We start from the raw sequence: 24,712 nt of genomic DNA, 5'->3' as shown, positions 1-24,712 counted from the left end.
CTCAGGCTAGAGGACGACCGGACCAGGCGGCCCAGAGCTCGGCGTACCGGCCGCCGGCGGCGACGAGTTGATCATGGTCACCCGCCTCGACGATCGCGCCGTGGTCGAGCACGACGATCCGGTCCGCGTGCCGCGCCTGGCTGAGCCGGTGCGCGACGACGAGGGCGCCGCGGCCCCGCAGCACCCGGGCGGCCGCCGCGTCGAGATCGCGCGACAGCGCGGAGCCGGCCTCGGCGGTCGCCTCGTCGAGAACCACGAACGGCGGGTCGGCGACCAGGACGCGGGCCAGCGCGATCTGCTGGGCCTGGGCGGCGGCCAGCCGGTGACCGCCGTCGCCGACCCGGGTGGCGAGCCCGCCCGGCAGTCCCGCGACCCAGCCGTCCGCCCGGACCTCGCGCAGCGCCGTCCACAGCCGCTCCTCGCTCGCCTCGCGACCCCAGGCCAGGTTCTCGGCGAGCGTGCCGTCGAAGACGTGCACCTCCTGGCTGACCAGCATGATCAGCCGGCGCAGCGCGGCCGGATCGAGGTCACGGACGCCCGCCCCGTCGATCCGGGCGATGCCGGAGCTCGGATCGACCAGGCCGGCCGCGACATTGGCGACGGTGCTCTTGCCCGCGCCGGTGGCGCCGACGAGGGCGACGGTCTCACCCCGGCCGACCCGCAACGTGATATCGGTCAGCACGGCCGGGCCCGTGTCGGCATAGCGGTGCCCGACAGCGACGATCTCCAGCCCGCGCGGCGTGGCCGGCGGTGCCGGGCTGCCGGTACGCGCGGGCAGTTGTCCGACCCCGACCATCCGGACCAGGGAAGCGGCGGCCGACTGCACCGAGTCGAACAGGCCGACCAGCGCGCCGAGCGGGTTGAACAGCCGGTGGAACAACAACGCGGCGGTGGCGACGGCGCCGACGCTCACCCAGCCCGCCCGGACGAAGAAGAAGCCGGCGCCGAGGATCGAGGCGAGCGTGACCAGTTCGGCCCGGTTGTTGCGCCCGAGGAAGCGGGTGAGCATGGCGAACACGTCGATACCGAGATCGCGGGCGCGTGCCGACGCGGCGGTGATCCGGTCGAGCTCGGCCGGCCCGCGGCCGAAGGCCCGCAGGGTCGCGGCGCCGGTGATCCCACCGAGCAGCAGCCCGGCACGCTCACCGAAGGCCACCCGCTCCGCCGCGTAGTACGCCCCCGAACGGGTCAGGTACCAGCGCAGCGAGAGCAGGTACATGGGCACCGCGACCAGCCCGACCAAGCCCAGCCGCCAGTCCACCGCGAGCAGGCCGATGGCCGAGACCGCCACGGTGACCAGCGAGGCGACGAGCAACGGCACGACCATGGCGATGGCCTCGGTGACGACGCGGGCATCCTCGGCCACCCGCGAGACCAGGTCCCCCGGGCCCGCGCGCTCCACCACGGGCGCGTCCAGGCGAAGGGCGGCGGCGAGGGCATCCTCGCGCAGCTCGGCGACGGCCGCCTCGCCGGCCCGGGCCAGCGCCCGCAGCCCGGTCCAGGTGGCGATCCCGCCGAGGGCCGCCGAGCCGGCGATCGCGGCGGCGGTGATCACCACCGGCGGCCAGGCGGGATCGGCCAGCAGCCGGTCGACCAGCCGACCGAGCATGATCGGCCCGACCAGCCCGGCGAGACCGACCACCACGGCGCTCAGCACGACCATGATCGACTCGCCGGGCCGGCGGCGCAGCAGGCGCCAGGTCCGGGCCAGCGCCTGGGCGCGCGTCGCGTTCGGCAACAGGGTCGCGGTGTCCGGCCCGCTCATCGCTGGACCAGCCGTCGGTAGGCCGCGCTGGTGCGCAGCAGGTCATCGTGCCGGCCGGTCGTCGAACCCGCCTCGTCGACGACCACCACGCGATCGGCCAGCGCGCAGAACGCGGGGCTGGTGGTGATCACCAGCGTCGCCGACCGTGACCGTACGCTGCGACAGCCTCGGGCGATGGCCAGCTCGGTGACCGCATCGACGGCGGTCGTCGGGTCGTGCAGCACCAGCACCGGACGGTCGGCGGCCAGCGCGCGGGCGAGCGCGATGCGCTGCCGCTGGCCGCCGGACAGGTTGGCGCCCTCGGCGGCCAGCGGGTGAGCCAGCCCGTCGGGGAACAGCCCGAGCAGTTCGTCCACCGCAGCGGCGGCGAGCACCTCGCGCTCGCGCGGGCCGGGCTCGCCCTCGGCACCGAAGACGTTGTGGGCGAGACTGCCCGCGAACAGGTCGACCTGGTGCGGCGCGACGGTGATCAACGCAGCGGCGGCGACCGGGTCCAGCCCGTTCCGGGGTACGCCGGCGAGCAGCACGTGTCCGTGTCGCGGGCGGGACCGGGCGTCGAGCACCTCGAGCACCTCGCGTACCACCGCGGGGTCGCCGCAGGCCAGCACGACCAGCTCGCCGGGACCGCAGTCGAGATCGACCTCGGCCGCCGGGCCGGCCCGCAGGCCGCTCAGGCGCAGGTCCGCGGGCGCGTCGCCGGGCGCCCGGTCCCCGGCCTGCACCAGCGGCGGGAGGCCGAGGAACGCGCGGATGCGCCGGCCCGCGGCAGCCGTTCGGGCGAGCATCGGAACCAGCGCCGCGACCAGCCCGACGGGTTCGGCGAGGAAGGTGGCGAGCCCGACCACGGCCACGAGCTCCCCGGGGGTCAACCGGCCCGTGATCAACCGCCAGCCGGCGACCAGCACGACCACGGCCACGAGCAGGCCGATCATGAACGTGCGGATGCCCTCCATGATCGCGATCCCGTCGATGGTCGCGACGCCGGCCGCGCGGGCGCGCTGACTCGTCCGGCGGTATCGCTCGCCCGCCGCTGCCTCTCCCCCGATCCCCTTGAGCACGCGCAGTCCGCGCATCAGGTCCGCGGCCTGTCCGCTGGCGGCGGCGATCCGGCCCTGTTGCTCCTCCGCGTGCCGCGAGACCCGCGGCGTCAGCAGGTGTACCGCACCGAGCACGAGCGGGACGCCGAGGATGATCACGATGCCGACCAGCCAATCGGTGATCAGCAGGTAGCCGGCGGTGGCCAGGACACCGCACAGCCCGGCGCCGGTCAGGGCGAGCTGGCGAAAGATCAGCCCGGCGGTGTCGGCATCGGCCGAGGCGATGGACAACACCTCGCCGGGCATCAGGTCGGTCCGCACCCCGCGCGGATCGAGCGCGCGCTCGGCGACCTCCACCCGGAGTTGGTGGGTCTCGCGGTGCAGGGCGACATTGGCCGTGCGGGCACCGTGCCGGTAGGCCATGCTGAGCACGCCGAAGAGCGCGGTCAGCCCGATCAGCGAGACGACCATGGCCGGGATCGATCCGGTCAGCACGGCCCGGTCGATGATCAGCCCGATGGCCACCGGCACGGCCGCCTCGCAGAGCTGCCACAGGCAGAGCAGGGCGATGGCCGCGAGCAGCCGTCCGCGGTGCCGGCGCAGGGATCGGCCGATCATCGACGGGGCGGCGGAGGTCACCGGCGCAGTCTGCCAGAGACTTAGGCTGCCCTAAATTCGCCCCCGTCCCGGGCGGTCGTCAGCGCTTCTCCGAGCGGGTCTCACCGGTCGACAGGGCGGCCACGAAGGCCTCCTGGGGGACCTCGACGCGGCCGACCATCTTCATCCGCTTCTTGCCCTCCTTCTGCTTCTCCAGCAGCTTGCGCTTGCGCGAGATGTCGCCGCCGTAGCACTTGGCGAGGACGTCCTTGCGGATGGCGCGGATGGTCTCGCGGGCGATCACCCGCGACCCGATGGCCGCCTGGATCGGCACCTCGAACTGCTGGCGCGGGATCAGCTCCTTGAGCTTGCCCGCCATCGCGACGCCGTAGGCGTAGGCGTTGTCGCGGTGCACGATCGCGGAGAAGGCGTCGACGGGGTCGCCGTGCAGCAAGATGTCGACCTTGACCAGGTCGGCGGCCTGTTCGCCCGCCATGTCGTAGTCGAGGGAGGCGTACCCCTTGGTCCGCGACTTCAGGGCGTCGAAGAAGTCGAAGACGATCTCGGCCAGTGGCAGCACGTAGCGGATCTCGACCCGGTCCTCGGACAGGTAATCGATGCCCTTCTGCTCGCCGCGGCGGGCCTGGCACAGCTCGAGGATCGTGCCGATGTACTCCGCCGGCGCGAGGATGGTGGCGTTCACCACCGGCTCGTGCACCTGTGCGATCTTGCCGCCGGTCGGGTACTCGCTCGGGTTCGTCACGACATGCTCGGTCCCGTCCTCCATGATCACCCGGTAGACCACGTTCGGCGCGGTCGAGATCAGGTCCAGCCCGAACTCGCGCTCCAGCCGCTCGCGGACGATCTCCATGTGCAGCAGGCCGAGGAAGCCGGTCCGGAAGCCGAAGCCGAGCGCACCCGAGGTCTCCGGCTCATAGGTCAGGGCCGCGTCGTTGAGCTGCAGCTTCTCCAGCGCCTCGCGCAGTTCGGGGAAGTCGGCGCCGTCGATCGGATAGAGCCCGGCGAAGACCATCGGGTTCGGATTGCGGTAGCCGCTCAGCGGTTCGGCCGCGCCCCGCACCGCGGCGGTCACCGTGTCGCCGACCCGGGACTGCCGGACATCCTTCACGCCGGTGATCAGGTAGCCGACCTCGCCGACCCCGAGCGCCTTGGTGGCGGCCGGTTCGGGCGAGATCACCCCGACCTCCAGCGCCTCGTGGGTGGCACCGGTGGACATCATCAGCACCCGTTCACGGTGTGACAACTGCCCGTCCACCACCCGCACATAGGTCACCACGCCGCGATAGGTGTCATAGACCGAGTCGAAGATCAGCGCGCGCGCCGGGCCGTCGGGATCCCCTTGCGGGGCGGGGATCTGGGCGACGATCTGGTCCAGCAGTTCGGGTACGCCCTCACCGGTCTTCGCCGACACCCGGAGCACATCGCCGGGGTCGCAGCCGATGATCCCCGCCAGCTCGGCGGCGTACTTGTCCGGCTGCGCACCCGGCAGGTCGATCTTGTTCAGCACGGGAATGATCTGCAGGTCGGCATCGATCGCGAGATAGAGATTGGCCAGCGTCTGCGCCTCGATGCCCTGCGCGGCATCGACCAGCAGCAGCGCGCCCTCGCATGCCTCCAGCGACCGCGACACCTCGTAGGTGAAGTCGACGTGACCCGGGGTGTCGATCATGTTCAGCACGTGGTCCACACCGCCGGCCCGCCACGGCAGCCGGACCGCCTGGGACTTGATGGTGATCCCGCGCTCGCGCTCGATGTCCATCCGGTCCAGGTACTGCGCGCGCATCGTCCGGTCGTCGACCAGCCCGGTGAGCTGCAGCATCCGGTCGGCCAGGGTGGACTTCCCGTGGTCGATGTGCGCGATGATGCAGAAATTGCGGATGATCGCGGGGTCGGTCGCGCCCGGGGCGGGCGTGGTCGCTGCGGGCAAGGCCGGTGATCTCCTGCTGGTCTGCTGACGGACGATTTCGGACGGACGATTCGGATGGGCGATTCGGACGGGTACGCCGCGACGCGCGCGGCTGGACGGCCCATCCTCCCACGGACGCGCCGCGCGCCCGAATCGCCGGCGACGACCCGACGGCGCGATTAGGCCGGGTCGCCGCGCGCTGGTAAAGTCTGCGGTCGCGCCGTGTGCCGGGTGGTTCCCGTGCGCCGCGCGAGCAGACCTGCCAGGCAACTCCGAGTTCCGGGCAACACCAGCAGACCCGAGCAATCGGCCAGACGAGCAAGAGGCGTGAAGTGGCAAACATCAAGTCCCAGATGAAGCGGATCAAGACCAACGAGAAGGCGCGGCAGCGCAACAAGGCCGTCAAGTCGGCCGTGCGTACCCACATCCGCCGGTTCAACGAGGCCGCCGCCGCGGGCGATTCGGTCAAGGCAACCGAGCTGGCCGCCGTCGCGAACCGCGCGCTCGACAAGGCCGCCGGCAAGGGCGTCATCCACAAGAACAACGCCGCCAACCACAAGTCGGCCATCTCGGCCCGGGCTGCCGCGCTCTGACCGCGACGCCGCATCTTTGTCGCCGCTGACCAGCGGCCCCGACGCCCCGCCGAACACGCCTCGGCGGGGCGTTCGGCGTACCCGCGTCGCTCAGCGCTGCTGTTGGTCCAGCGCCATCAGCGCGAGGGTGAGCACCAGCCGGTCCCGGGCATCGGAGATCCGCCGCGCAGTACCCGCCTCGATCTGACGCATCCGGTAGATCACGGTGTTGCGGTGGCAGTACAGCTCGCGGGCCGCGTGGGTGGCCGAACCGTTGTGCGCGAGCAGGGCGCGCAGGGTGTCGACCAGGATGCCGCGGTGCGGATCGGGTTCGGCGAGCAGCCCGCCGAGGACCTCGGACACCAGCAGATAGGCGACCTGGGGCGCGGACGCGACCAGCAGCTCGGGCAACGCGTCGATCACGGCTGACGGGCCCGGCGTCCGGCGGATCGTCGCCACCTGCCGGGCCAGTCGGTACGCCGAGGCGAGCTCGCCGAGACCGTCGCGAACGGGGGCCACGCCGATCCGACCCGGCGCGTCGGCGAGGGCCGACACGACATCGTCGATCTCGCGGTTGCCGAGCCGGACCAGGCCGACGCTGGCCCCCTCGTGGGCGTGCCACCACGAGCGCATTCCGCTCCGTTCCAACCGTTCCTCCGGGGAACGCGGGGACGGCGGTACGTCCCCGGTGCCGAGAACGACGACGCAGGTCACGCGGTCTAGCCGGCCGAGCCCCAGCACCTCGTTCGCCTCCGCCAGGAATCCGGGGTCACCACCCCGGCCGACCAGCAGGCCGTCGAGCACGTTGATCTCGCGCTGCAGGTCGTGCCGCTGCAGCCGTGCCTGCTCACGGCGATAGGCGTCGACGACCGTGGCGATCTGCACCTCGAGCGCGCCCCACATCCGCTGCCCGGCGCGAATCACCACCTCGTCGGGCAGTTCCTGGGTCCCCCGGCCCCACAGCATCGCCTCCCACAGCACCCGGGTGCCGTGACTGCAGCTCTTCAGCACAAGTTCCATCGGGACGCCCTGGCGGGCGCGGCGCCGCCCCGTCTCACGCCACAGATCGATGGCGCGCCCCTCCTGGAGGGGTACGCCCGCCATCGTCCACAGCCCGCGCCGGACGTGCTCACGGGTCGAGGCGCGGATCTCGGCGCGCAGCTCGGCCGGCGCCGCGTCGTACCACTCCCGGTCGGCCTCGACCATCGCCCAGGTGATGTCGTCGGCGAGCGCATTCGCCCGCGGGAGCAGCGTCGCCCAGGCGCGTTCCATCGCGGCGACAAGGTCCGCACCGGCCGCTTCGTCGCGGCTGGTGCCCACCGGTGGCGTCAGCGGCTGCACAACGGCACCTTCCCACTCGGCGCACAACTCCGCTACCCCCAATCGTCCCACCCCGCGGACGCTGCACATCGATCTTTGTGCTCAACGCCCATATGCGCGGTTGGGCGCAGAGTCCAGAGTGAGCCGTGACACAACGACCAAAGGAGCCTCGTTGTCACTCTTCGAGCTACGCGACGTCACCGTCCGCTTCGGTGGCATTGTCGCGCTTTCGGAGGTGTCGCTCAGCGTCGAGCCCGGACAGGTGCACGGCGTGATCGGCCCCAACGGAGCGGGCAAGACCACACTGTTCAATGTCGCCTGCGGCTTCGTCCAGCCGGCGCACGGCACCGTCCTTCGCAACGGCCGCGAGCTGGGCCGACTGCGCCCCCATCATCTCCCCCGCCTCGGCATGGCCCGCACCCTGCAGGGCCTCGGCCTGTTCGAGCGGATGAGCGTGCTGGAGAACGTGATGGTCGGTGCCGACCGATTCGCCCGCACGGGCTTCTGGTCAGCACTGTTCGGGCTGCCCCGATCCGCGCGCGACGATCGCGCGCTGGCCGAGCGCAGCATGGCCGCGCTCGATCGGCTGGGAGCCGCGAAGTACGCCGAGCTGCCGGCGGGCGGACTGCCCTACCCCCTGCGCAAGCGCGTCGCGCTCGCCCGCGCGCTGGTGGCCGAGCCCGAGCTGCTGCTGCTCGACGAGCCCGCCTCCGGCCTGTCCGCCCACGAGATGGACGAGCTCGGCGAGGTGATCACCGAGCTGTCCGGTGACACGGCCGTCCTGCTGGTCGAGCACCACATGGACATCGTGATGTCGGTCTGCGACATGATCACGGTGCTCGACTTCGGCAAGGTGATCGCGCACGGCACGCCCGACGAGGTGCGCGACGACCCGGCTGTGCTGGCCGCCTATCTCGGCGAGGACACCGAAGAGGCCACGAGCGACGCCGACGGCGATGCGACCGACGAACCCGCGACCGCACGCCGGGAGGCCGAGCATGCTTGAGATCGCCGAACTGTCCGCCGGTTACGGGCCGGTACGCGCGCTGGACAAGGTCAGCTTCACCGCCGAGCGCGGCAAGATCACCGCGGTGCTCGGCGCCAACGGCGCCGGCAAGACCACGTTGCTGCGGACCATCTCCGGGTTGGTTCGCCCGGACCACGGCAGCGTACGCATGGGCGACACGAAGCTGACCGGCCTCGAGGCGGACCGCCTCAGCCGGCTCGGCCTCGCGCACGTGCCCGAGGGGCGCGGCGTGATCACCGAGCTGACCGTCGAGGACAACCTCCGACTCGGCGCGCTCGGCGGGCGTGGCCGGAAGCGGATCGACCTGGCCGAGACCTACGAGATGTTCCCGAAGCTGGCCGAGCGCCGGCACAACGCGGCGAGCACGCTGTCCGGCGGCGAGCGGCAGATGCTGGTGATCGCCCGCGCCGTCCTCGCCGAGCCGACCGTGCTGCTGCTGGACGAGCCGTCGCTCGGCCTCGCGCCGCGGATCGTCAGCCAGATCTTCGCGCTGGTCCGCCAGCTCGTCGACGAGCGCGAGATGACCGTCGTGCTGGTCGAGCAGAACGCCCGCTCCGCCTTGCAGATCGCCGATCACGGGATCGTGCTCAACCTCGGCCGGGTCGTCGGCGACTCCCCCGCCGCCGACCTAGCCGGCGACGACACCCTGCGGCACGCCTACCTCGGGTTCTGAGGAGAACAACCATGCAACTGCTGTCCACCCTGCTGACCGGCCTGACGCTGGGCGCCGTGTACGCCGCCTTCGCCCTGGCCCTGGTGCTGATCTGGCGCGCCACCCGCATCGTCAACTTCGCCCAGGCGCCGATGGCCATGCTCAGCACCTATGTCGCGCTGACCATGATCGACGCCGGCATCTCCTACTGGGTCGCCTTCGTCACCGCGCTCGTCGTCGGATTCGTCTCCGGTGCCGTCGTGGAGCGATTGATCATCCGCCCGGTCGAGGGCAAGGACCACATCAACGCGGTGATCCTGACGCTCGGCCTGTTCATCGTCCTGCACTCCGTGGCCGGCATCATCTTCAGCCAGGACTTCCGCTCGTTCCCCGCACCCTTCGGGCTGTCGGGATTCCAGGTGGGCGAGATCAACCTGGCGATCACCGGCTACGGCATCTTCACCCTGGTCGCGGTGTTGGTCGTGATGGTCGCGCTCCTGGTGCTCTTCCGGCGTACCGACATCGGCCTGCGGATGCGCGCCTCGGCGTTCAATCCCGAGGTGGCGCGGCTGCTCGGCGTACCGGTCAACCGGATGCTGACCCTCGGCTGGGCGCTGGCCGCCCTGGTCGGCAGCCTGTCCGGGATCCTGATCGCCGGCGGCAGCCTGGTGCACCCGAGCTACATGGACCCGGTCGTCGTCTACGGCTTCGTGGCCGCCGTCATCGGCGGCCTCGACTCCCCCGCCGGCGCCGTGATCGGCGGCCTCGCGACCGGCATCATCCTGAGCCTGGTGTCGGGCTTCCTCGGCTCGGGCCTGGTCGCGCTGACCGCGTTGGTGATCTTGGTGCTGGTGCTGCTGGTGCGGCCCGCCGGGTTGTTCTCCTCGGTGCAGGAGAGGAAGGTCTGAGATGAGCACGAGCGTTTCCGACGCACCCGCTCCCGCGCCGTCGCGGCGGCAACGGATCACCGCCGCGCTGCGGCGTACCCCGCTGCTGCGCAATGCCTGCCTGGCGCTGCTCGCCCTGGTCGTCGTGTTCCTCGTCCTGGAGTCGGTCCCGCCGTTCCGGCAGGGCCAGCTCGCGGTGATGGCCTACCTCGCCCTCGCCGCCGGCGGCCTGACGGTGCTCACCGGCCTGAACGGTCAGCTCTCGCTCGGCCACGGCGCCTTCATGGCGGTCGGCGCCTACACCACCGCGTTGCTGCTGCGCGACAACGAGAACCCGCCGCCGCTGGTGGTGATCATGCTGATCGCGATGTTGGTCACGCTGGTCATCGGCGCGGTGGTCGGACTGGCCGCCGCGCGGTTGCACGGGCCCTACATCGCCGGCGCCACGCTGGCGCTGGCGGTCGCGGTGCCGGGCGTCGCCATCCATTTCTATGATCAACTCGGCGGCGAGCCCGGGATCACCGTGTCCCTGCCCGACGTTCCGGTCTGGCTCGGCGACGCCTGGTTCTTCCTGACCGGCTCCGACACGACCACCCGCGAGCTGATCGCCTACCTCGGCTGGTTCACCGTGATCGTCTGCTACTTCTTGTTGGCCAACCTGTCGGCCAGCGGGGTCGGCCGGCGGTGGCGAGCGGTACGCGACGACGAGACCTCGGCATCGCTGTCCGGGATCAACCTCGGCGCCAACCGGGTCCTCGCGTTCGTCGTGTCGACCGCCTGTGCCGGCCTCGCCGGATCGCTGCTCGCGATGGTCACCCGGATCGCCGCCCCCGGCGCGTTCCCGCTCGCGCTGTCGCTGAGCCTGCTCGCCGCCGTGGTGCTCGGCGGCCTGGGCAGCCTGCTCGGCGCCCTGATCGGTGCCGCGCTGCTGGCGTTCCTGCCCCAGCTCGCCACCGACCTCGGCGCCCGGGCCGGGCTGAACGACCTGCAGGCCGCCGAGATCTCGCCGCTGGTGTTCGGCCTGGTGATGATGATCGTGATCGTCGTCGCCCCCGCCGGCCTGGTCGGCAGCATCAGGGGCGCGATCGCGCGGCGTCGCCGTCGCGCCGCGCTGAGCGATGCGAAGAACGACGTCACACCCGGGCTCGGCACCGAGACCCCCGGGACCGGAGACGACGCGGCACCCCCCACTCAACAGACCGACGCGCGGCTCCCCGCCACGCAGCACAACGATGTATCGGAGAAGGAGATATCTCGATGAAAAGACCACCGATTCGCCGCCTGGGCGTCCTGGCGGCCGCCCTGTCAGCCGTCGTCGCACTCGCCGCCTGCGGCGCGGGCGGGCGCGGATCCTCCGGTGACACCGGCGCCGACGGCGAGCGCACCGCCTCCGACGTCGGGGTCACGGAGACCTCGATCAAGCTCGGCAGCCACTACCCGCTGACCGGCGTCGCGGCGCCGGGATATTCCGACATCCCGCTCGGCTACGAGGCGTACCTGAAGATGGTCAACGCCAACGGCGGGGTGCACGGTCGCCAGATCGAATGGGTCTACAAGGACGACGGCTACAACCCGACCCGCACCACCGAGGTCGTCAACGAGCTCGTCCTGAAGGACCAGGTCTTCGCCATCGCCGGCGGTCTCGGCACGCCGACCCACGGCGCGGTCGTCGACTTCCTGAACTCGGAGAAGGTGCCCGACATGTTCGTGGCGTCGGGCTCGCTCGCCTGGGGCGATGACCCGAAGGCCAAGCCGTACACCTTCGGTTTCACGCCGGACTACGAGATCGAGGGCAAGATCATTGGCGACTGGATCAAGAAGAACAAGCCCGACGCCAAGGTGGGCCTGTTCCTGCAGGCCGACGATCTCGGCGCCGACGGCGAGAAGGGTGTGCGCCAGTTCCTGGACAAGGAGATCGTGTCGGTCCAGCGCTACACCTCGGGCAACACCGATGTGGCGCCGCAGCTCGCCGCCCTGCAGGCCGACGGCGCGGACTTCGTGATCGCGTTCAACACCCCGAGCTACACCGCGCTCAGCCAGTTGCAGGCCATGCGCCTGAACTACAAGCCGACGTGGTACTACTCCAACGTCGGCTCCGACACCAAGCTGGTCGGCTCCCTGCTGGAGCGGTTCTCCGAGGGCAGTGTGAAGGACTCCAGCGCCCTCGAGGGCACGCTCACGACCGACTACATCGCCGAGGTCGAGAGCGCCGATGGCAAGGGTTGGCCGGAGCTGTGGCAGAAGATCTGGGCCGAGTACGGCGAGCAGGGCAAGCCGCTGACGAACTACCACATCTACGGCATGTCGCAGGCGTATGCGGTGGTCATGGCGCTCCAGGAGGCCGGCCCGAACCCGACCCGGGACGGTCTGGTCAAGGTGATGGAGGAGAAGGGCGCGTCGTGGAAGGGCCCGTGGGTGGCGCCGTTCCGCTTCTCGGCGACGTCGCATCTCGGCCTCGGCGGTCTGCAGATGGTCGAGCTGAAGGGCGAGAAGACCGAGCCCATCGGCCCGTTGCTGACCACCAACATCGGCGACGCGCCTATCGTTGAGGGCGAGTCGCAGCTCGGCACCCCGCCGGAGAACGGCATCCCGCCGACCGGCTGATGATCAACGCAACGGAAGGGATCATCGCGAGATGACAACTGAGCTGGCCACCGGCGTCGGCGGCACCGAGGAGCACAGACTGGCGCTCACCGATTCCTCGGCGACCGTGTTGTCGGTGGCCAGCATCCTGGCCGAATCGGCGTACCGGCGCGGCGACAAGATCGCCCTGATCGAGGACGATCGCCAGCACACGTTCGCCGAGACCTGGGAGCAGGCCCGTCGCTACGCGGCGGGCCTGCAGGCGCGCGGGGTACGCCCGGGCGACCGCGTCGCCCTGCTCGCGCCGAACGTCGCCGAGTTCGTCTTCGCCTACTACGGCATCTTCGCCGCGGGCGGGGTGGTCGTCCCGGTGCCGACGCTGCTCACCCCCGGCGAGGCCGGCCACCTGGTCGGCGACTCGGGGGCGATGCTCGTGATCAGTCACGCCTCGTTCGGCGAAACCGGCGCCGCGGTGGCTCAGGCATCCGGCGTACCGCACACCGACCTGGCCGAACTGGCCGACCACGAGCCGCTGGCGCGGATGGTGCCCAGTCGCCCGATGGACGTGGCGGTGATCTTCTACACCTCGGGCACCACTGGTCGCCCGAAGGGCGCGCTGCTCAGCCACCTGAACATGGTGATGAACGCGACCGTGAACGCGTTCGACGTCGGGCGCACCATGGAGCCGGACGAGGTGGTGCTGGCCTGCCTGCCGCTGTTCCACGTCTTCGGCCAGACCTCGGTCCTGAACTCCTCGTTCCGCAAGGGCTCGACGCTGGTCCTGCAGCCCCGCTGGGACGCGGCGCGCGCGATCGAGCTGATGGCCGAGCACGACGTGACGCTGTTCTGCGGCGTACCGACCATGTTCGTCGGGCTGGTCGACGCGGCACGAGACGCCCCGCGGCTGCCGAAGCTGCGGCACGCCGGATCGGGCGGCGCCTCGCTGCCGGTAGCGCTGCTGCGGCGCTTCGAGGAGATCTTCTCGGCCGAGATCCACGAGGGTTACGGCCTCAGCGAGACCGCCTCGGGCGCCTCGGCCAACCAGGCGACCTTCGGCACCCGGCCCGGCTCGGTCGGGCACGGCATGTGGGGCGTGGAGACCGCGATCGCCGATCCCGCCGACCGCGCTCGCATCCGGCTGCTGGAGCCGGGCGAGACGGGCGAGATCGTGGTCCGCGGGCACAACGTGTTCGGCGGCTACCTGGACAGCGAGAACCTCGACGGCGCGGCCGCGACGGCGGCGGCCGTGGTGGACGGCTGGTTCCGCACCGGCGATCTCGGTCATGCCGATGCCGACGGCTTCGTGCACATCGTCGACCGGCTGAAGGACCTGATCATCCGCAGCGGCTTCAATGTCTATCCGCGCGAGGTCGAGGAGGTGCTGATGGGCCACCCCGACGTCGGCCAGGTCGCCGTGATCGGCCTGCCGGACGACCGGGTCGGCGAGGAGGTCTGCGCCGTGGTGGTCCCGGCGACCGGCCGCCGCATCGATCCCGAGGAACTCGGCGCCTGGGCCCGCGACCGGCTTGCCCGGCACAAGTTTCCCCGGCGGATCGAGGTGGTCGATGCCTTGCCGACGGGGCCCTCGCACAAGGTGTTGAAGCGTGAGCTGCGGGCGAGGCTGGCCCGGCCGGGAAACGACGAGAAAGTGAGCAACTGATCATGGACCTCACCCTGACCGAGGAGGAGCGCGACATCCGGCAGTGGGTGCGTACCTTCGTCGACCGAGAGATCCGGCCGCTGGAGCCGGAGGCGTTGAACCGCGAACGGCGCGGCGAGCCGGCGATCACCCGCGAGGAGCTGACCGCCCTGCAGGACAAGGCCAAGAAGTCCGGCTTCTTCGGCGTCCAGACCCCGACCGAGTACGGCGGCATGGGGCTCGGCGCGGTGATGACCGCGTTGATCGAGGTCGAGCTCGGCCGCTCGTTCATCCCGTTCCGGTTCGCCGGGTACGCCGACAACATCTTGTTCTCGGGCAATGATCGACAAAAGCAGGACTACCTGCTGCCGACGATCAACGGCGAGCTGCGCAGTTGTTTCGCGATCACCGAGCCGGGTGCCGGCTCCGATGCGCGCGCGATCCGGACCAGGGCGGTACGCGACGGCGATGAGTGGGTGATCACCGGCGAGAAGACCTTCATCACCGGAGGCAACGAGGCCGACTTCTGCATGGTCTTCGCGGTGACGGATCCCGAGAAGGGGGCCGACGGCGGGGTGACCTGCTTCCTCGTCGATCGCGACATGGGCTGGAAGTCCGAGCCGATCGACACCATGGGCGAGTGGGGGCCGGCGGCATTGGTCTTCGACGGCGTGCGGGTGCCGCACGACCAGATCCTCGGCGAGGAGGGTCAGGGCTTCGCGCTGGCCATGCAGTGGATCGGGCGGGGGCGCTACATGCTGCCCGCGCACGCGCTGGGCGCGTGCGAGCGGCTGGTCGAGATGGGCATCGAGCAGGCGAACAACCGGGTCACCTTCGGTGAGCCGATCGCCAACCGGCAGGCGATCCAGTGGATGATCGCGGACTCCGCGGTCGAGATCGAGGCGCTGCGCTGGCTGGTGCTGACCGCCGCCTGGCAGGTCGACCAGGGCCTGGATTCGCGGCAGGCGCAGTCGATCGCGAAGCTCTACGGCGGGCTGAAGGCCAACGAGATCGTGGACCGGGTGCTGCAGATCCACGGCGGCATGGGCTACACCCGGGAGCTGCCGCTGGAGCGGTGGTATCGCGAGCTACGGCTGCTGCGGATCTACGAGGGCACCGACGAGATCCAGCGTCGCACCATCGCCCGGAACCTGTTGAAGGGGCACGTGTCGGTACGCGGGCACCTGGGCTGATCGGGGCCCCGATCTGCCGAACAAGCCGGATCTGCCCGAATGCGCCGGATCTGCCCGAATGCGCCCGAGCCGCGCCGGGCTCGCCTAGGGTCGGAGGCAGCCACCACGGACGAGGGAGTCAGTCGTGACCGAGCCAGAACTGCCGTCGATCGGGCGCCGGGGCGTGTTGCTGGGCGCCGCCGCAGCGGCGGGTGCCGCCGGGCTCGCCGCCTCGGGCGGCCTGGGCGGGCCGACCCGTGCCGGCGCTGCGGGCAGCGTACGCACCGGCGCCGATGTCGCCGCCGCCGCGAACTGGTCGGCCTTCGCCGGCCAGCGGATCGGCATCATCACCAACCCGACCGGTGTGCTGAGCGACAGCCTGGCCAGCATCGTCGACGTGATGGCCAGCTCGGGGAAGGTCGAGATCGGCGGCGTCTTCGGCCCCGAACACGGCTTCCGCGGCAGCGCCCAGGCGGGCGAGTCCGAGGACACCTATGTCGACGAGCGCACCGGCGTCACGGTCTATGACGCCTACGGCGCGAACGACGCGAAGTTCGAGGCCCTGTTCGCCGAGGCGGACGTGGAGACCGTCGTCTTCGACATCCAGGACGTCGGCGCGAGGTTCTACACCTACATCTGGACCATGTACCACGCGATGATCGCCGCCGCCCGGGCCGGCTTGCGCTTCGTGATCCTGGACCGGCCCAATCCGGTCGGCGGCACCGCCCGCGGCCCGCTCCTGGTCGACGGTTTCACCTCCGGCGTCGGGCAGGACCGGATCGTGCAGCAGCACGGGATGACGGTCGGCGAGCTGGCGCGGTTCTTCGACGGGGAGTTCGTCGCCGGCAAGGCCGGGCGCCGGCTGCCCGCGCTGGACGTGATCAAGGTCGAGGGTTGGCAGCCCGACCAGCTCTACGCCGAGACCGGGCTGACCTGGGTGTTGCCGAGCCCGAACATGCCGACCCCGGACACCGCGTTGTTGTATCCCGGGACCGGCCTGTTCGAGGCGGTCAATCTCTCGGAGGGCCGCGGGACGACCCGGCCGTTCGAGCTGATCGGGGCGCCGTTCATGGACCACCGGTGGAATGCGCGGCTGAACGATGCTGGGCTCGCCGGCGTGCGGTTCCGCGAGGCGTATTTCAACCCGACCTTCTCCAAGCACGCCGGCACGGTGTGCGCGGGCGTCCAGGTGCATCTGACCGAGCCGCGGCGGGTGGACGCGATCGCGGTCGCGGTGACGATGCTGTGCGCCGCGCGAGATCTGTACGCCGACTTCGACTGGCGCGCCGAGGCCGGCGGCGGGCAGAAGGGCCGCTGGATCGACCTGCTGACCGGGTCGTCGCGGTTCCGCGAGCAGTTCGAGCGGGGCGCTGCGCCGGCGGCGCTGATCGCCCGCTGGCGCCGGGAGCTCACCGAGTTCGACCGACGCCGGCAGCGCTATCTGCTCTACCCGCGCTGATCGCGGGTCAGCGGGCGATCGCGGGTCAACGGGCGGCGATCGCCAGGACGGCGCGCTCGAGGGCGTAGTCGGCATTGTCCGCCGCGCCCTTGACGTCGGCATCGGCGATTGCGACGGTGGCGATCGCGCGCGCCAGGCGGCGATCGTCCCAGCCGCGGAGCTGGTTGCGCATGGTCTTCAGCTTCCACGGGGGTACGCCCACCTCGCGCGCCAGGTCGCCCTCGCGCATCCCGCTCCCCCGCGCTCCGGAGAGTTTCCCGAGGCCGCGCAGCCCGGAGGCGAGCGCGCTGGTGATCAACACCGCCGGCACCCCGGTGGCGAGCGCCCAGCGCAGGTGCTCCAGCGCACGGGCGGTCTCGCCGGCCAGCGCGAGATCGGCGATGGCGAAGCTGGTCGCCTCGGCGCGCCCGGAGAAGTAGCGCCGGACCAGCCGCTCGTCGATCACCGAGTCCTCGGAGTCGGCGACGAGCTGGTCGACGGCGGCGGCGAGCGCGCGCAGGTCGTGCCCGACGGAGTCGACCAGCAACTGGGCGACGGAGGGATCGGCCCGGGCATGGTGTCGGCGTACCTCCGCGGTGACGAAGCGCGGCAGCTCCCACGGCTTCACCTGCGGGCTGTCGGCGGTCTCGACGGACCTGATCTTGCGCAGCTTGTCGAGCAGGCCCTTGCCCCGCTGGCCTCCCGGATGGACCAGCACCAGGGCGAGGTCGGCGGGCGTGTCGCCGGCGAGCGCGAGGACCGCGTCGGCGAGGTCGGCGGGTAGGGCGCCCAGCTCGCGGATCACGGCGATGGTGCGGGCGGCGAACAGCGAGCCGCCGGTGATCTCGGCGAGGCTGCCCGCATCCAGCTCGGTCGCCGACAGGTCGTTGTGTTCGGCCTCTGCCGTCTCGGCGCGTGCGGCGGCCACCCGCTCGGCCACGTGCCGGTCGGCGATCAGCGACTCCGGCCCCGTGACCAGCAGGGTCCGTCCGAACGGTGAGGCCATGGGCGCAAGCATGCCAGTCCGGGCCGACATCGCTCGTGGCTGACCTCGCTCACGGCCGACCTCGCTCACGACCGACCTCGCCCAGGACAACCTGCGGCGCTGCTCGGCAGTGTGATCAGCCGCGCGAGACCACCACGCACGACTTCATGCTCAGCGGGTCCGCGTCGGCGTTCAGGGCCGACTCGGCGTCCTCGAGCGGGAATTCGGCGGTGACCAGCGCGTCCAGGTCGACGTCGGGTTGTCCGGCGATCGCGATGGCGGTCGGCCAGGTGTCGACATAGCGGAAGATGCCGGTCAGCACGAGCTCGTTGCGGGCGATGAGCTGGACCGGCAGGGTCATCTCGTCCGCTCCCATGCCGACCATCACGGCGGTTCCGCCGCGCCGCAGGGCCCGCAGCCCGGCAAGCATCGCCGGGGTCGCGCCGGAGCACTCGATGAAGGCATCCACGGCGAGCGTCTCGGGTGCGAAATCGGCCGCGGCGGGATCGTGGGTCGCCGTGGCGCCGAACGCCGCGATCCGTTCGCGGCGCGAGGCGACCGGGTCGGTCACGATCACCTCGGCGGCGCCGTAGCTGCGGGCCGCGACGGCCGCCAGGGCCCCGATCGGCCCGGCGCCGGTGATCAGCACCCGGTCGCCGGGCCCGATCCCGGCCTTGCGGCAGGCCCACAGCCCGACCGACAGCGGTTCGAGCAGCGCCGCCGCGGCATCGCTGAGCGTGTCGGGCACGGCGAAGGCGAACTCGGCGGGAGCGGTGACGTACTCGGCGAAGGCGCCGTCGATCGGCGGCGTGGCGTAGAACTTCATCTCCGGGCACAGGTTCAGATGCCCGGTCGTGCACGCGCGGCAGACCCGGCACGGGCGCTGCGGTTCGATCGCGACCCGCTCCCCCACGCGGCCCTCATCGACACCGGGACCGACGGCCGCGATCACGCCTGACACCTCGTGGCCGAGGACGAGCGGGCCGTCGACGATCATGTCGCCGATCCGGCCGTCGGTGTAGTAGTGCACATCGGACCCGCACACGCCGACCGTGCGGACCTTGATCAACACCTCGCCCGGGCCCGGGGTGGGCACCGGCCGCTCCTGCATCTCCATGCTCCGTTTGCCGGTCAGCACATTGGCGCGCATGCGATCGGGGATCTCGGGGGCGGTGGTGGACATCGTCGGCTCGCTTTCGTCGGTGAGGTCGACGGTATCGACCTCACCCCCGGTTCCGGGGCTCCCCCGGCCGATCGGTGACGGAATCGTCCCTCGTCCCGGGTCACGCCCGGCGCTGGACGAAGAGCCGTGGGTGACCGTCGACGACGGCGACCGCGGCGGCACCCTGGGTGTCGGTGCGGGCGACGGTCATCCCGAGTGCACCGAGAACGCCCAGCGTGCGCGGGGACGGGTGTCCGTAGTCGTTGTCGGCGCCCGCGCTGGCGATCGCGATCCGTGCGCCGGTCGCGGCCAGGAAGCGCTCGTCCTGTCGCGACGAGCCGTGGTGCGGCACCTTGAGCACGGCGGCGCGAAGGTCGGTCGCGCAACGCAGCGCCGCGGCCTGGCCGGCGGGTTCGAGGTCGCCGGACAGCAGCACCGACACACCGCCCGAGCGCACCCGGACCAGCAGACCGGCGTCGTTCTCCGCCGCCGATTCGCCGTCCTTTCCGGTCGCCGGCGAGGCGCGGGCCCTCGCCGGCGCCGCGCACGGGGCGAGCACTTCGACCTCGGCTTCGCCGACCCGGTACGCCTGACCGGCGCCTGCCGCGACGACCGTCGCCCCGGCCCGGCCGGCGAGGGCCGCTGCGCCCGCCGACCCGGTGGAGGCCGACGAGACCAGGACGGTGCCCATCCGCCGGCGCTCCAGCACGCCCGGCAGTCCCCCGACATGATCGGCGTGGCCGTGGCTCAGGATCAGCAGGGGCACGTCGGTGATGCCGAGTTGATCAAGACACCGGGCGATCGGCTCCGGCTCGGGGCCCGCGTCCACGACGACGGCGGCGGCGGGACCGGCCCGGATGGCGAGCCCGTCGCCCTGCCCGACGTCGCAGGCCACGAGCCGCCAGCCCGGGGGTGGCCAGCCGGGCTGGACAGGCCCGCGCAGCATGATCGTGATCAGCACGATGCCCAGCAGCAGGCAGGCCAGCCGACGGGCGAGGATTGCCGGCAGCACCGCCGCCCAGAGCAGGCAGCCGAGGCCGAGCACGGCGACGGCGAACGGATCCGCCGGCCACGCCATCGCCGCACCTGGCAGCGCGGCGCCGGCGGTGCCGATCGCGATGATCCCCTGCGCGCACCATGCCGCCACGAAGCCCGCGGCGGCCGCGGGCCAGGGGTGCACCTGCGAGAGCGCCGCGGCCGCGAAACCGGCCACGGTGGCGGGCCCGACGAGCGGGCCGGCCAGCGCGTTGGCGAGCAGCCCGACGATGCTGACCTGCCCGGAGATCGCGGTGACCACGGGCTGAGTCGCGACCTGGGCGGCCAGCGGCACGGCAAGCGCCTCGGCCAGGGGCCGCGGCAGCCAGCCCGCCAGCCGGTCGGCCCAGCCACCGGCGCACCAGACGATGCCGCCCGTCGCGAACACCGACAGCGCGAACCCGATCTCGGCGGCGAGCCACGGATCGACGAGCAACAGGCCCAGCACTGCGGCGCACAGCGGCCGCATCCCGCGGCGCAGCCCGGCGGTCAGGCCGAGGCCGGCGAGCCCGACCAGACCCATCGCCGCAGCCCGCAGCACGCTCGGTTCCGTGCGGCACAACAGCACGAATCCGACCACCCCGCCGAGCCCGATCACCCGCAGCCACCAGCCGCGCACGCCGACCCAGCGGGCCACGAACAACACGAACGCGAGCATCAGGGTGAGATTGGCGCCGCTGACGGCGGTCAGATGGGTGAGCGCCGTGGTCCGGAAGTCCTCGCCCAGCCGCTCGGGCACGCCGGAGACATCGCCGACGACCAGCGCCGGCACCAGGCCGCGGCGCTCCTCGGGATGCCCGGCGACCGATGCCCGCAGCCCGGCGCGAACCGCCTCGACCCGCCGGTCGAGCGCACCTGCCGGGGCGATCGTCACCGGCGGCGCGCGCAGCCGCGCCGTGACGACGGCCCGCTCGCCCGGGTCGGGCAGCCGCAGGCCGGCGCGGGCCTCCAGCGTCGTCCCCACGATGGGCCCGCGCAGCGCCTCGGCGACCGGCCCGATGCCGGTCAGCGCGATCGTCTGGTCGAGCCGCCAGGTCTGTCCCCGGGCGCGCAGCTCCCGGAGCTGGGCGTACCGCACCGCGAACGCCGGCCGCGCGCCCTTCGCCGCGAAGTAGCGCGCATCGGAGGTGATCACCACGACCACCCGACCGCCTGCCTCGTCGCGGGCCAGCGCGCGCGCCGGCGAGGCCTCGGTCGCCGCGACCCGCAGCAGGGCCGCGGCACAGATGATCACGACCAACACCCCGGCCGCGGTCGCCGCCCGGCGACGCAATCGGACGCCGACCATGATCAGCACGGCGGCGCCGACCGCCGCGCCGAGCGCACCCACCGGGCCCGCCTGCACGATGGCGAGGACCCCGCCCCAGACCGCGAGCGCCGGCAGCACCAATCGATGATCACCGGCGGCCGCCGCCTCGTCGCCGCCCCGGGCACCCGGCGGCTCCCGTCGGGCGGCGGCGCCCACCCGGCGCCGGACCAGCTCCGCTCCGCCCCGTGCGAACCGCGCGACCCCGGGCAACCCGGTCACGTCGTGATCAGCGGCGCCAGCTCCGCAAAGGTCTTCGGGCCGATGCCCGGCACCGCCTGCAGGTCCTCGGGCGCGGAGAAGCCGCCGTTCTCCTCCCGCCAGGCGATGATCTTCTCCGCCGTCTTCGGCCCGACCCCCGGCAGGGTTTCGAGCTGGTCGCTGGTCGCGGAGTTGAGGTTGACGAGCGGGCCGGACGACCCGCCCAAGGCTTCACCGCTCGAAGACGCTGCGCCTGCCCCGCGCACTTCGCCGGCCGGATCACGGTCGGTGCCGACGACCACCTGCTCGCCGTCGTTCAGCACCTGAGCGAGGTTGAGCTCGCCCGGATCGGCCTTGTCGGAGAGGCCGCCGGCGGCCTCGATCGCGTCGTTCACCCGCGAGCCCGCCGGCAGCTCGACGATCCCCGGTTTCTGCACCGCACCCACGACGTGCACCATGATCATCGGCTCGGTCGTGATCGTCGGCCCGGTCGTGGCACCGTCGGCAGGTGCCGACTCCGGCTCCACGGGCGCACCCGCGGACTGCTGCTCGCCGCCACGTTGCTCGCCCAGCGGTTCGGCCGTCACGGGGGGCGCCTCCGGCACCGGGACCGCGCGCGCACTGAGCACGGTGAACCCGGCAACCAGCAGCCCGACGCCGGCCAGCGCGGCAAGAGCGAACACGTGCAGGCGTCCGAAGCCCATGCGTGCGAACGCACCCCGCCCCGGCAGCCCGCGCCCGGCACCGGGCGGCTCACTCGCTCGGGTCGCGATGGCCCGCTCGCCCGGACTCGCCGCCGGCTCCCCCGCGCGGCGGGCGACGCCCCGGGGGCGATCGGCCGGCACCGCGAGGGCGCCAACCCGGCGTCGCGCCGCGAGCTCGGCCAGCCAGTCGGGGCCGGGCGCGTCGTCGACGGGGTCGATGATCTCGGTCGGCGGCCCGTCGGGACCATCGTCCGACGGCGGGGCGTCGGGTCCCGATTCGCGGGCGATCAGGTCATCCAGCCGCCGCCGCACATGATCGGTGAGCGGGGCTCCCCCGACCGCCGAACCATCCCCATCGCGTGCCATGTCCAGACAGTTGGCTCGCGGGCCCACGGATTGTCACCCGCGGGCCGATCTGTGGACAATTTCGGCCGGGCCGGGCGCTGTGGACAACTCCGGGACGAGGTCGGCCCGGCGATCCAGCGGCGCGTTCTCATGCATCGCGCCTCGTGTCGTCGGCCGCTGCGTACGTCCTGATCCGGGCGGTGTGGCCAGGGATGTGGGTGGTGATGCGGAGCGTGACCAGGTCCTGCCAGGCCATGTGCTGCTCCGGAAGCGCATCGCCCGCACGATCGAACACGCGGAGGAGCACCGGACGTTCGGCCGCTTGCTCGGGGATCGCGTCGAGCGCGTCGCGCAGCTCCCGGGCGTGGTCGCTCACCATGGCGACGCGCTGTTGGTGAGTGGTGGAGGCGATGAGCTCGGTGATCGCGGTCTCGTTCATCGCGCCCCGGTTGTCGACGACCGCATCGCGACCGTGACGGATGTCGCGAGCCGCTTCGACGAGGAGCGAATCGCTGAGCGCGATGTGACTCAGCGTCCAGTCAATGTCGTCTCGCGCCGGCACCGGGTGGTTCGCCGTGTCCCGGATCGATTCGGCGACCCTCAGCAGATCGCTGTAGACGGCGTCGAAGTCAGTGGTATCCATCGGGCCTTCCCAAGTGTGGAGGATGTCGCGGGCTACTCGCCAAGGGCTACGCGGTCGGTACGCACGAGCGCGACGAGCACGAGCAGGCACAAGACGGCCACGGTTCCGGCGAACCAGGTCATGGCCGTGGTCAGATCGAGGACGGTGGCGAGGAGGCCCACACCGAGCACGGGCAAGCCGACGCCGGCATAGACGATGACGTAGAAGCTCGACACCACCTCGGCGTGTTTGGTCGAAGGGGCGTTGCTGTTCACCGCGGTGAGACCGCCGAGGAACACCAGCCCGTGGCCGACTCCGGCGATGACGGTGGCCGTCAGCAGGAGTGCGAGCGAACCCGTGGCCCCGACCAGCACGACGAGGCCCAGCCCCACCGCGAGGATCGGCAGTCCGGCGAGCTGCAGGCGGCGTGGTGGCCGTCCGTAGCTGAGGAGTTGGACGACGACGGAGGTGGCCAGCATGAGCGCGGATGTCCCGCCGCCGAGGAGCAGGTTCGTGCTTCCGGTCAGTGTGGCGGTGTATGTCGGGATGAGGGCGAGAAACAGTCCGATGACGGCGAAGGCAAGGAAGTTGGCGCTCCCGCTGGTCATGAACACGGTCCGCATCGCGGCCGGAATCTGCGGTCGGCGAGGACGCCACCGCGCCGTCTGGTGGGTCGCGGGCAGCTGCGCGACGGCAATGGCAGCAGGGATGAGGAGCACGATCTCGACGACGAACGGGGCCACGGTCGGAGCCGGTGCGTACTCGGCGATCAGTCCGGCGAGGACTGGTCCCAGGCCGAGTCCGCCGACCGAGGCCACCGTGGTGATCACCGCCGCCCTGCGACGGTTGCCGGTGGGCTCGAGTTCACTGAGGGCCGCGGTCAGTGCGCCGGACGCCGCACCTACCGAGAGACCCTGGAGGATCCGCGCGGCGAACAGCCAGCCGGTGCTGCTGGCCAGCGCGAACCCCAGCGCGCCCAGGGCTGCCAGGACAAGGGCCGGCAACAGGACCCGTCGTCGCCCGATCACATCGGAGAGCGGTCCGGCCACGAGCAGGGACGGGATGAGAGCCGCGACATAGACGGCGAAGACCAGCGTGAGGACGAACGGGGAGAACCCGAACGACGCTTCGTAGCTCCGGTACAGCGGGGTGGGCAGATTGGTTCCCGTGAGCAGGATCAGCAACGCATACGCCGTCGCCCAGAACCTCCACCGGCTGGCTCCTCCTGCCCGCCGGATGCCGACATGTGATGCCGCCGAGCCGGGAGGCTGAGCCCGGTCCGGCGCGCCGATGTCGTCGGTGCTGCCGCCGCGTACCATGTTCATGGTTTGCGAACATAGCACATGTTCGTACCCGCCGAACATGTGCGGTAGGGTGGCAGTCATGGCGAGCAGGACCGCAACCAAACTCGTGCACCCGGCCGCTGACGAGTTGGAGTTCACCACCGTGATGGCAGCGCTCAGCGATCCGGTCCGATTGGCCATCGTCACACGACTCGCCGATGTCGAACCCGACGGCGAACTGGCCTGCACAACCTTCGCGCTGTCCGTCAGCAAGTCGACCCAGAGCGGTCACTTCAAGACCCTCCGCGAAGCGGGAGTGATCCACCAGCGCGACGAGGGGACCAGGCGACTGAACCGGCTCCGGCGTACCGACCTCGACGATCGCTTCCCCGGTCTCCTCGACATCGTCATCCGACAAGGCCGCGACAGCATCGCCAAATAGGCGCGACGGTT

General features: G+C 71.7%; 20 protein-coding genes. 10 read left to right on the top strand and 10 right to left on the bottom strand.

What is annotated here, in order from left to right; genetic code table 11:
* Position 1: 1 nt before the first annotated feature.
* From ACXDC7_RS08205 to lepA, 3 genes are read right to left on the bottom strand one after another with little or no spacing between them, the layout of a single operon-like run.
* Positions 2–1,765: an ABC transporter ATP-binding protein gene (locus tag ACXDC7_RS08205; RefSeq protein ID WP_459221810.1), complete on the bottom strand. Its 1,764-nt coding sequence runs from the start codon at positions 1,763–1,765 to the stop codon at positions 2–4.
* A complete protein-coding gene (locus ACXDC7_RS08200) occupies positions 1,762–3,441 on the bottom strand; it encodes an ABC transporter transmembrane domain-containing protein (protein ID WP_459221809.1) in 1,680 nt (559 codons plus the stop codon). The genes ACXDC7_RS08205 and ACXDC7_RS08200 overlap by 4 nt, the downstream gene beginning before the upstream one ends.
* A gap of 58 nt (positions 3,442–3,499) precedes the next feature.
* Complete coding sequence (gene lepA / locus ACXDC7_RS08195) at positions 3,500–5,347, bottom strand: translation elongation factor 4 (RefSeq protein WP_179444001.1); 1,848 nt, start codon at positions 5,345–5,347, stop codon at positions 3,500–3,502.
* A gap of 311 nt (positions 5,348–5,658) precedes the next feature.
* Between lepA and rpsT the strand changes: the two genes are divergently transcribed.
* Entirely contained in the window at positions 5,659–5,919 is a 261-nt protein-coding gene (rpsT, locus tag ACXDC7_RS08190) for a 30S ribosomal protein S20 (RefSeq protein WP_459221808.1), read from the top strand.
* A 90-nt stretch (positions 5,920–6,009) separates the two neighbouring features.
* Here the strand turns inward: rpsT and ACXDC7_RS08185 are convergent, their stop codons facing one another.
* Positions 6,010–7,239, bottom strand: a complete 1,230-nt coding sequence (locus ACXDC7_RS08185; RefSeq protein ID WP_343045835.1) for a PucR family transcriptional regulator — start codon at positions 7,237–7,239, stop codon at positions 6,010–6,012.
* A 151-nt stretch (positions 7,240–7,390) separates the two neighbouring features.
* On the opposite strand from ACXDC7_RS08185, the gene ACXDC7_RS08180 reads away from it, so the two are divergent.
* From ACXDC7_RS08180 to ACXDC7_RS08145, 8 genes are all read left to right on the top strand, one after another.
* Positions 7,391–8,224: an ABC transporter ATP-binding protein gene (locus ACXDC7_RS08180; RefSeq protein WP_246292530.1), complete on the top strand. Its 834-nt coding sequence runs from the start codon at positions 7,391–7,393 to the stop codon at positions 8,222–8,224.
* On the top strand, positions 8,175–8,918 hold the full coding sequence (locus tag ACXDC7_RS08175; protein WP_459221807.1) for an ABC transporter ATP-binding protein: 744 nt from the start codon (positions 8,175–8,177) through the stop codon (positions 8,916–8,918). Before ACXDC7_RS08180 ends, ACXDC7_RS08175 begins: the two co-directional genes overlap by 50 nt.
* Before the next feature lie 11 nt (positions 8,919–8,929).
* Entirely contained in the window at positions 8,930–9,805 is an 876-nt protein-coding gene (locus tag ACXDC7_RS08170; RefSeq protein ID WP_179444005.1) for a branched-chain amino acid ABC transporter permease, read from the top strand.
* Position 9,806: 1 nt separating this feature from the next.
* On the top strand, positions 9,807–11,045 hold the full coding sequence (locus ACXDC7_RS08165; RefSeq protein WP_459221806.1) for a branched-chain amino acid ABC transporter permease: 1,239 nt from the start codon (positions 9,807–9,809) through the stop codon (positions 11,043–11,045).
* Positions 11,042–12,388, top strand: a complete 1,347-nt coding sequence (locus ACXDC7_RS08160; RefSeq protein WP_459221805.1) for an ABC transporter substrate-binding protein — start codon at positions 11,042–11,044, stop codon at positions 12,386–12,388. The genes ACXDC7_RS08165 and ACXDC7_RS08160 overlap by 4 nt, the downstream gene beginning before the upstream one ends.
* 31 nt (positions 12,389–12,419) lie before the next feature.
* Complete coding sequence (locus tag ACXDC7_RS08155) at positions 12,420–14,027, top strand: long-chain-fatty-acid--CoA ligase (protein ID WP_459221804.1); 1,608 nt, start codon at positions 12,420–12,422, stop codon at positions 14,025–14,027.
* Positions 14,028–14,029: 2 nt separating this feature from the next.
* Complete coding sequence (locus ACXDC7_RS08150) at positions 14,030–15,199, top strand: acyl-CoA dehydrogenase family protein (RefSeq protein ID WP_459221803.1); 1,170 nt, start codon at positions 14,030–14,032, stop codon at positions 15,197–15,199.
* A 124-nt stretch (positions 15,200–15,323) separates the two neighbouring features.
* Entirely contained in the window at positions 15,324–16,637 is a 1,314-nt protein-coding gene (locus ACXDC7_RS08145) for an exo-beta-N-acetylmuramidase NamZ family protein (protein WP_459221802.1), read from the top strand.
* A gap of 25 nt (positions 16,638–16,662) precedes the next feature.
* Here ACXDC7_RS08145 and holA read toward each other — a convergent pair whose 3' ends face one another.
* The 6 genes from holA to ACXDC7_RS08115 form a co-directional block, all read right to left on the bottom strand.
* Positions 16,663–17,622 (bottom strand): DNA polymerase III subunit delta, encoded by a 960-nt coding sequence (gene holA, locus ACXDC7_RS08140; RefSeq protein ID WP_459221801.1) that lies wholly within the window; start codon positions 17,620–17,622, stop codon positions 16,663–16,665.
* A 115-nt stretch (positions 17,623–17,737) separates the two neighbouring features.
* On the bottom strand, positions 17,738–18,784 hold the full coding sequence (locus ACXDC7_RS08135) for an NAD(P)-dependent alcohol dehydrogenase (RefSeq protein WP_459221800.1): 1,047 nt from the start codon (positions 18,782–18,784) through the stop codon (positions 17,738–17,740).
* A gap of 100 nt (positions 18,785–18,884) precedes the next feature.
* On the bottom strand, positions 18,885–21,326 hold the full coding sequence (locus ACXDC7_RS08130; RefSeq protein WP_459221799.1) for a ComEC/Rec2 family competence protein: 2,442 nt from the start codon (positions 21,324–21,326) through the stop codon (positions 18,885–18,887).
* Positions 21,323–22,375: a helix-hairpin-helix domain-containing protein gene (locus ACXDC7_RS08125; protein ID WP_459221798.1), complete on the bottom strand. Its 1,053-nt coding sequence runs from the start codon at positions 22,373–22,375 to the stop codon at positions 21,323–21,325. Before ACXDC7_RS08125 ends, ACXDC7_RS08130 begins: the two co-directional genes overlap by 4 nt.
* 127 nt (positions 22,376–22,502) lie before the next feature.
* Positions 22,503–22,997, bottom strand: a complete 495-nt coding sequence (locus tag ACXDC7_RS08120; RefSeq protein WP_459221797.1) for a hypothetical protein — start codon at positions 22,995–22,997, stop codon at positions 22,503–22,505.
* 32 nt (positions 22,998–23,029) lie between these two features.
* Positions 23,030–24,301, bottom strand: a complete 1,272-nt coding sequence (locus ACXDC7_RS08115; RefSeq protein ID WP_459221796.1) for an MFS transporter — start codon at positions 24,299–24,301, stop codon at positions 23,030–23,032.
* Positions 24,302–24,359: 58 nt separating this feature from the next.
* On the opposite strand from ACXDC7_RS08115, the gene ACXDC7_RS08110 reads away from it, so the two are divergent.
* A complete protein-coding gene (locus ACXDC7_RS08110) occupies positions 24,360–24,701 on the top strand; it encodes an ArsR/SmtB family transcription factor (protein ID WP_179444014.1) in 342 nt (113 codons plus the stop codon).
* Positions 24,702–24,712: the final 11 nt, after the last annotated feature.

Source organism: Naumannella huperziae (genome assembly GCF_054073625.1).
Note: the sequence above shows the minus strand (reverse complement) of the source record. Positions and strands in the feature narration are given on the sequence as shown.

Excerpts from the sequence above, each read along its gene's own strand:
- ACXDC7_RS08170 (WP_179444005.1), top strand. The coding sequence starts at position 8,930 with ATGCAACTGCTGTCCACCCTGCTGACCGGCCTGACGCTGGGCGCCGTG.
- ACXDC7_RS08135 (WP_459221800.1), bottom strand. The coding sequence starts at position 18,784 with ATGTCCACCACCGCCCCCGAGATCCCCGATCGCATGCGCGCCAATGTG.
- ACXDC7_RS08115 (WP_459221796.1), bottom strand. The coding sequence starts at position 24,301 with ATGAACATGGTACGCGGCGGCAGCACCGACGACATCGGCGCGCCGGAC.
- ACXDC7_RS08160 (WP_459221805.1), top strand. The coding sequence starts at position 11,042 with ATGAAAAGACCACCGATTCGCCGCCTGGGCGTCCTGGCGGCCGCCCTG.
- ACXDC7_RS08150 (WP_459221803.1), top strand. The coding sequence starts at position 14,030 with ATGGACCTCACCCTGACCGAGGAGGAGCGCGACATCCGGCAGTGGGTG.
- ACXDC7_RS08110 (WP_179444014.1), top strand. The coding sequence starts at position 24,360 with ATGGCGAGCAGGACCGCAACCAAACTCGTGCACCCGGCCGCTGACGAG.
- ACXDC7_RS08125 (WP_459221798.1), bottom strand. The coding sequence starts at position 22,375 with ATGGCACGCGATGGGGATGGTTCGGCGGTCGGGGGAGCCCCGCTCACC.
- holA (WP_459221801.1), bottom strand. The coding sequence starts at position 17,622 with ATGGCCTCACCGTTCGGACGGACCCTGCTGGTCACGGGGCCGGAGTCG.
- ACXDC7_RS08120 (WP_459221797.1), bottom strand. The coding sequence starts at position 22,997 with ATGGATACCACTGACTTCGACGCCGTCTACAGCGATCTGCTGAGGGTC.
- ACXDC7_RS08155 (WP_459221804.1), top strand. The coding sequence starts at position 12,420 with ATGACAACTGAGCTGGCCACCGGCGTCGGCGGCACCGAGGAGCACAGA.
- ACXDC7_RS08205 (WP_459221810.1), bottom strand. The coding sequence starts at position 1,765 with ATGAGCGGGCCGGACACCGCGACCCTGTTGCCGAACGCGACGCGCGCC.
- ACXDC7_RS08175 (WP_459221807.1), top strand. The coding sequence starts at position 8,175 with ATGCGACCGACGAACCCGCGACCGCACGCCGGGAGGCCGAGCATGCTT.
- ACXDC7_RS08165 (WP_459221806.1), top strand. The coding sequence starts at position 9,807 with ATGAGCACGAGCGTTTCCGACGCACCCGCTCCCGCGCCGTCGCGGCGG.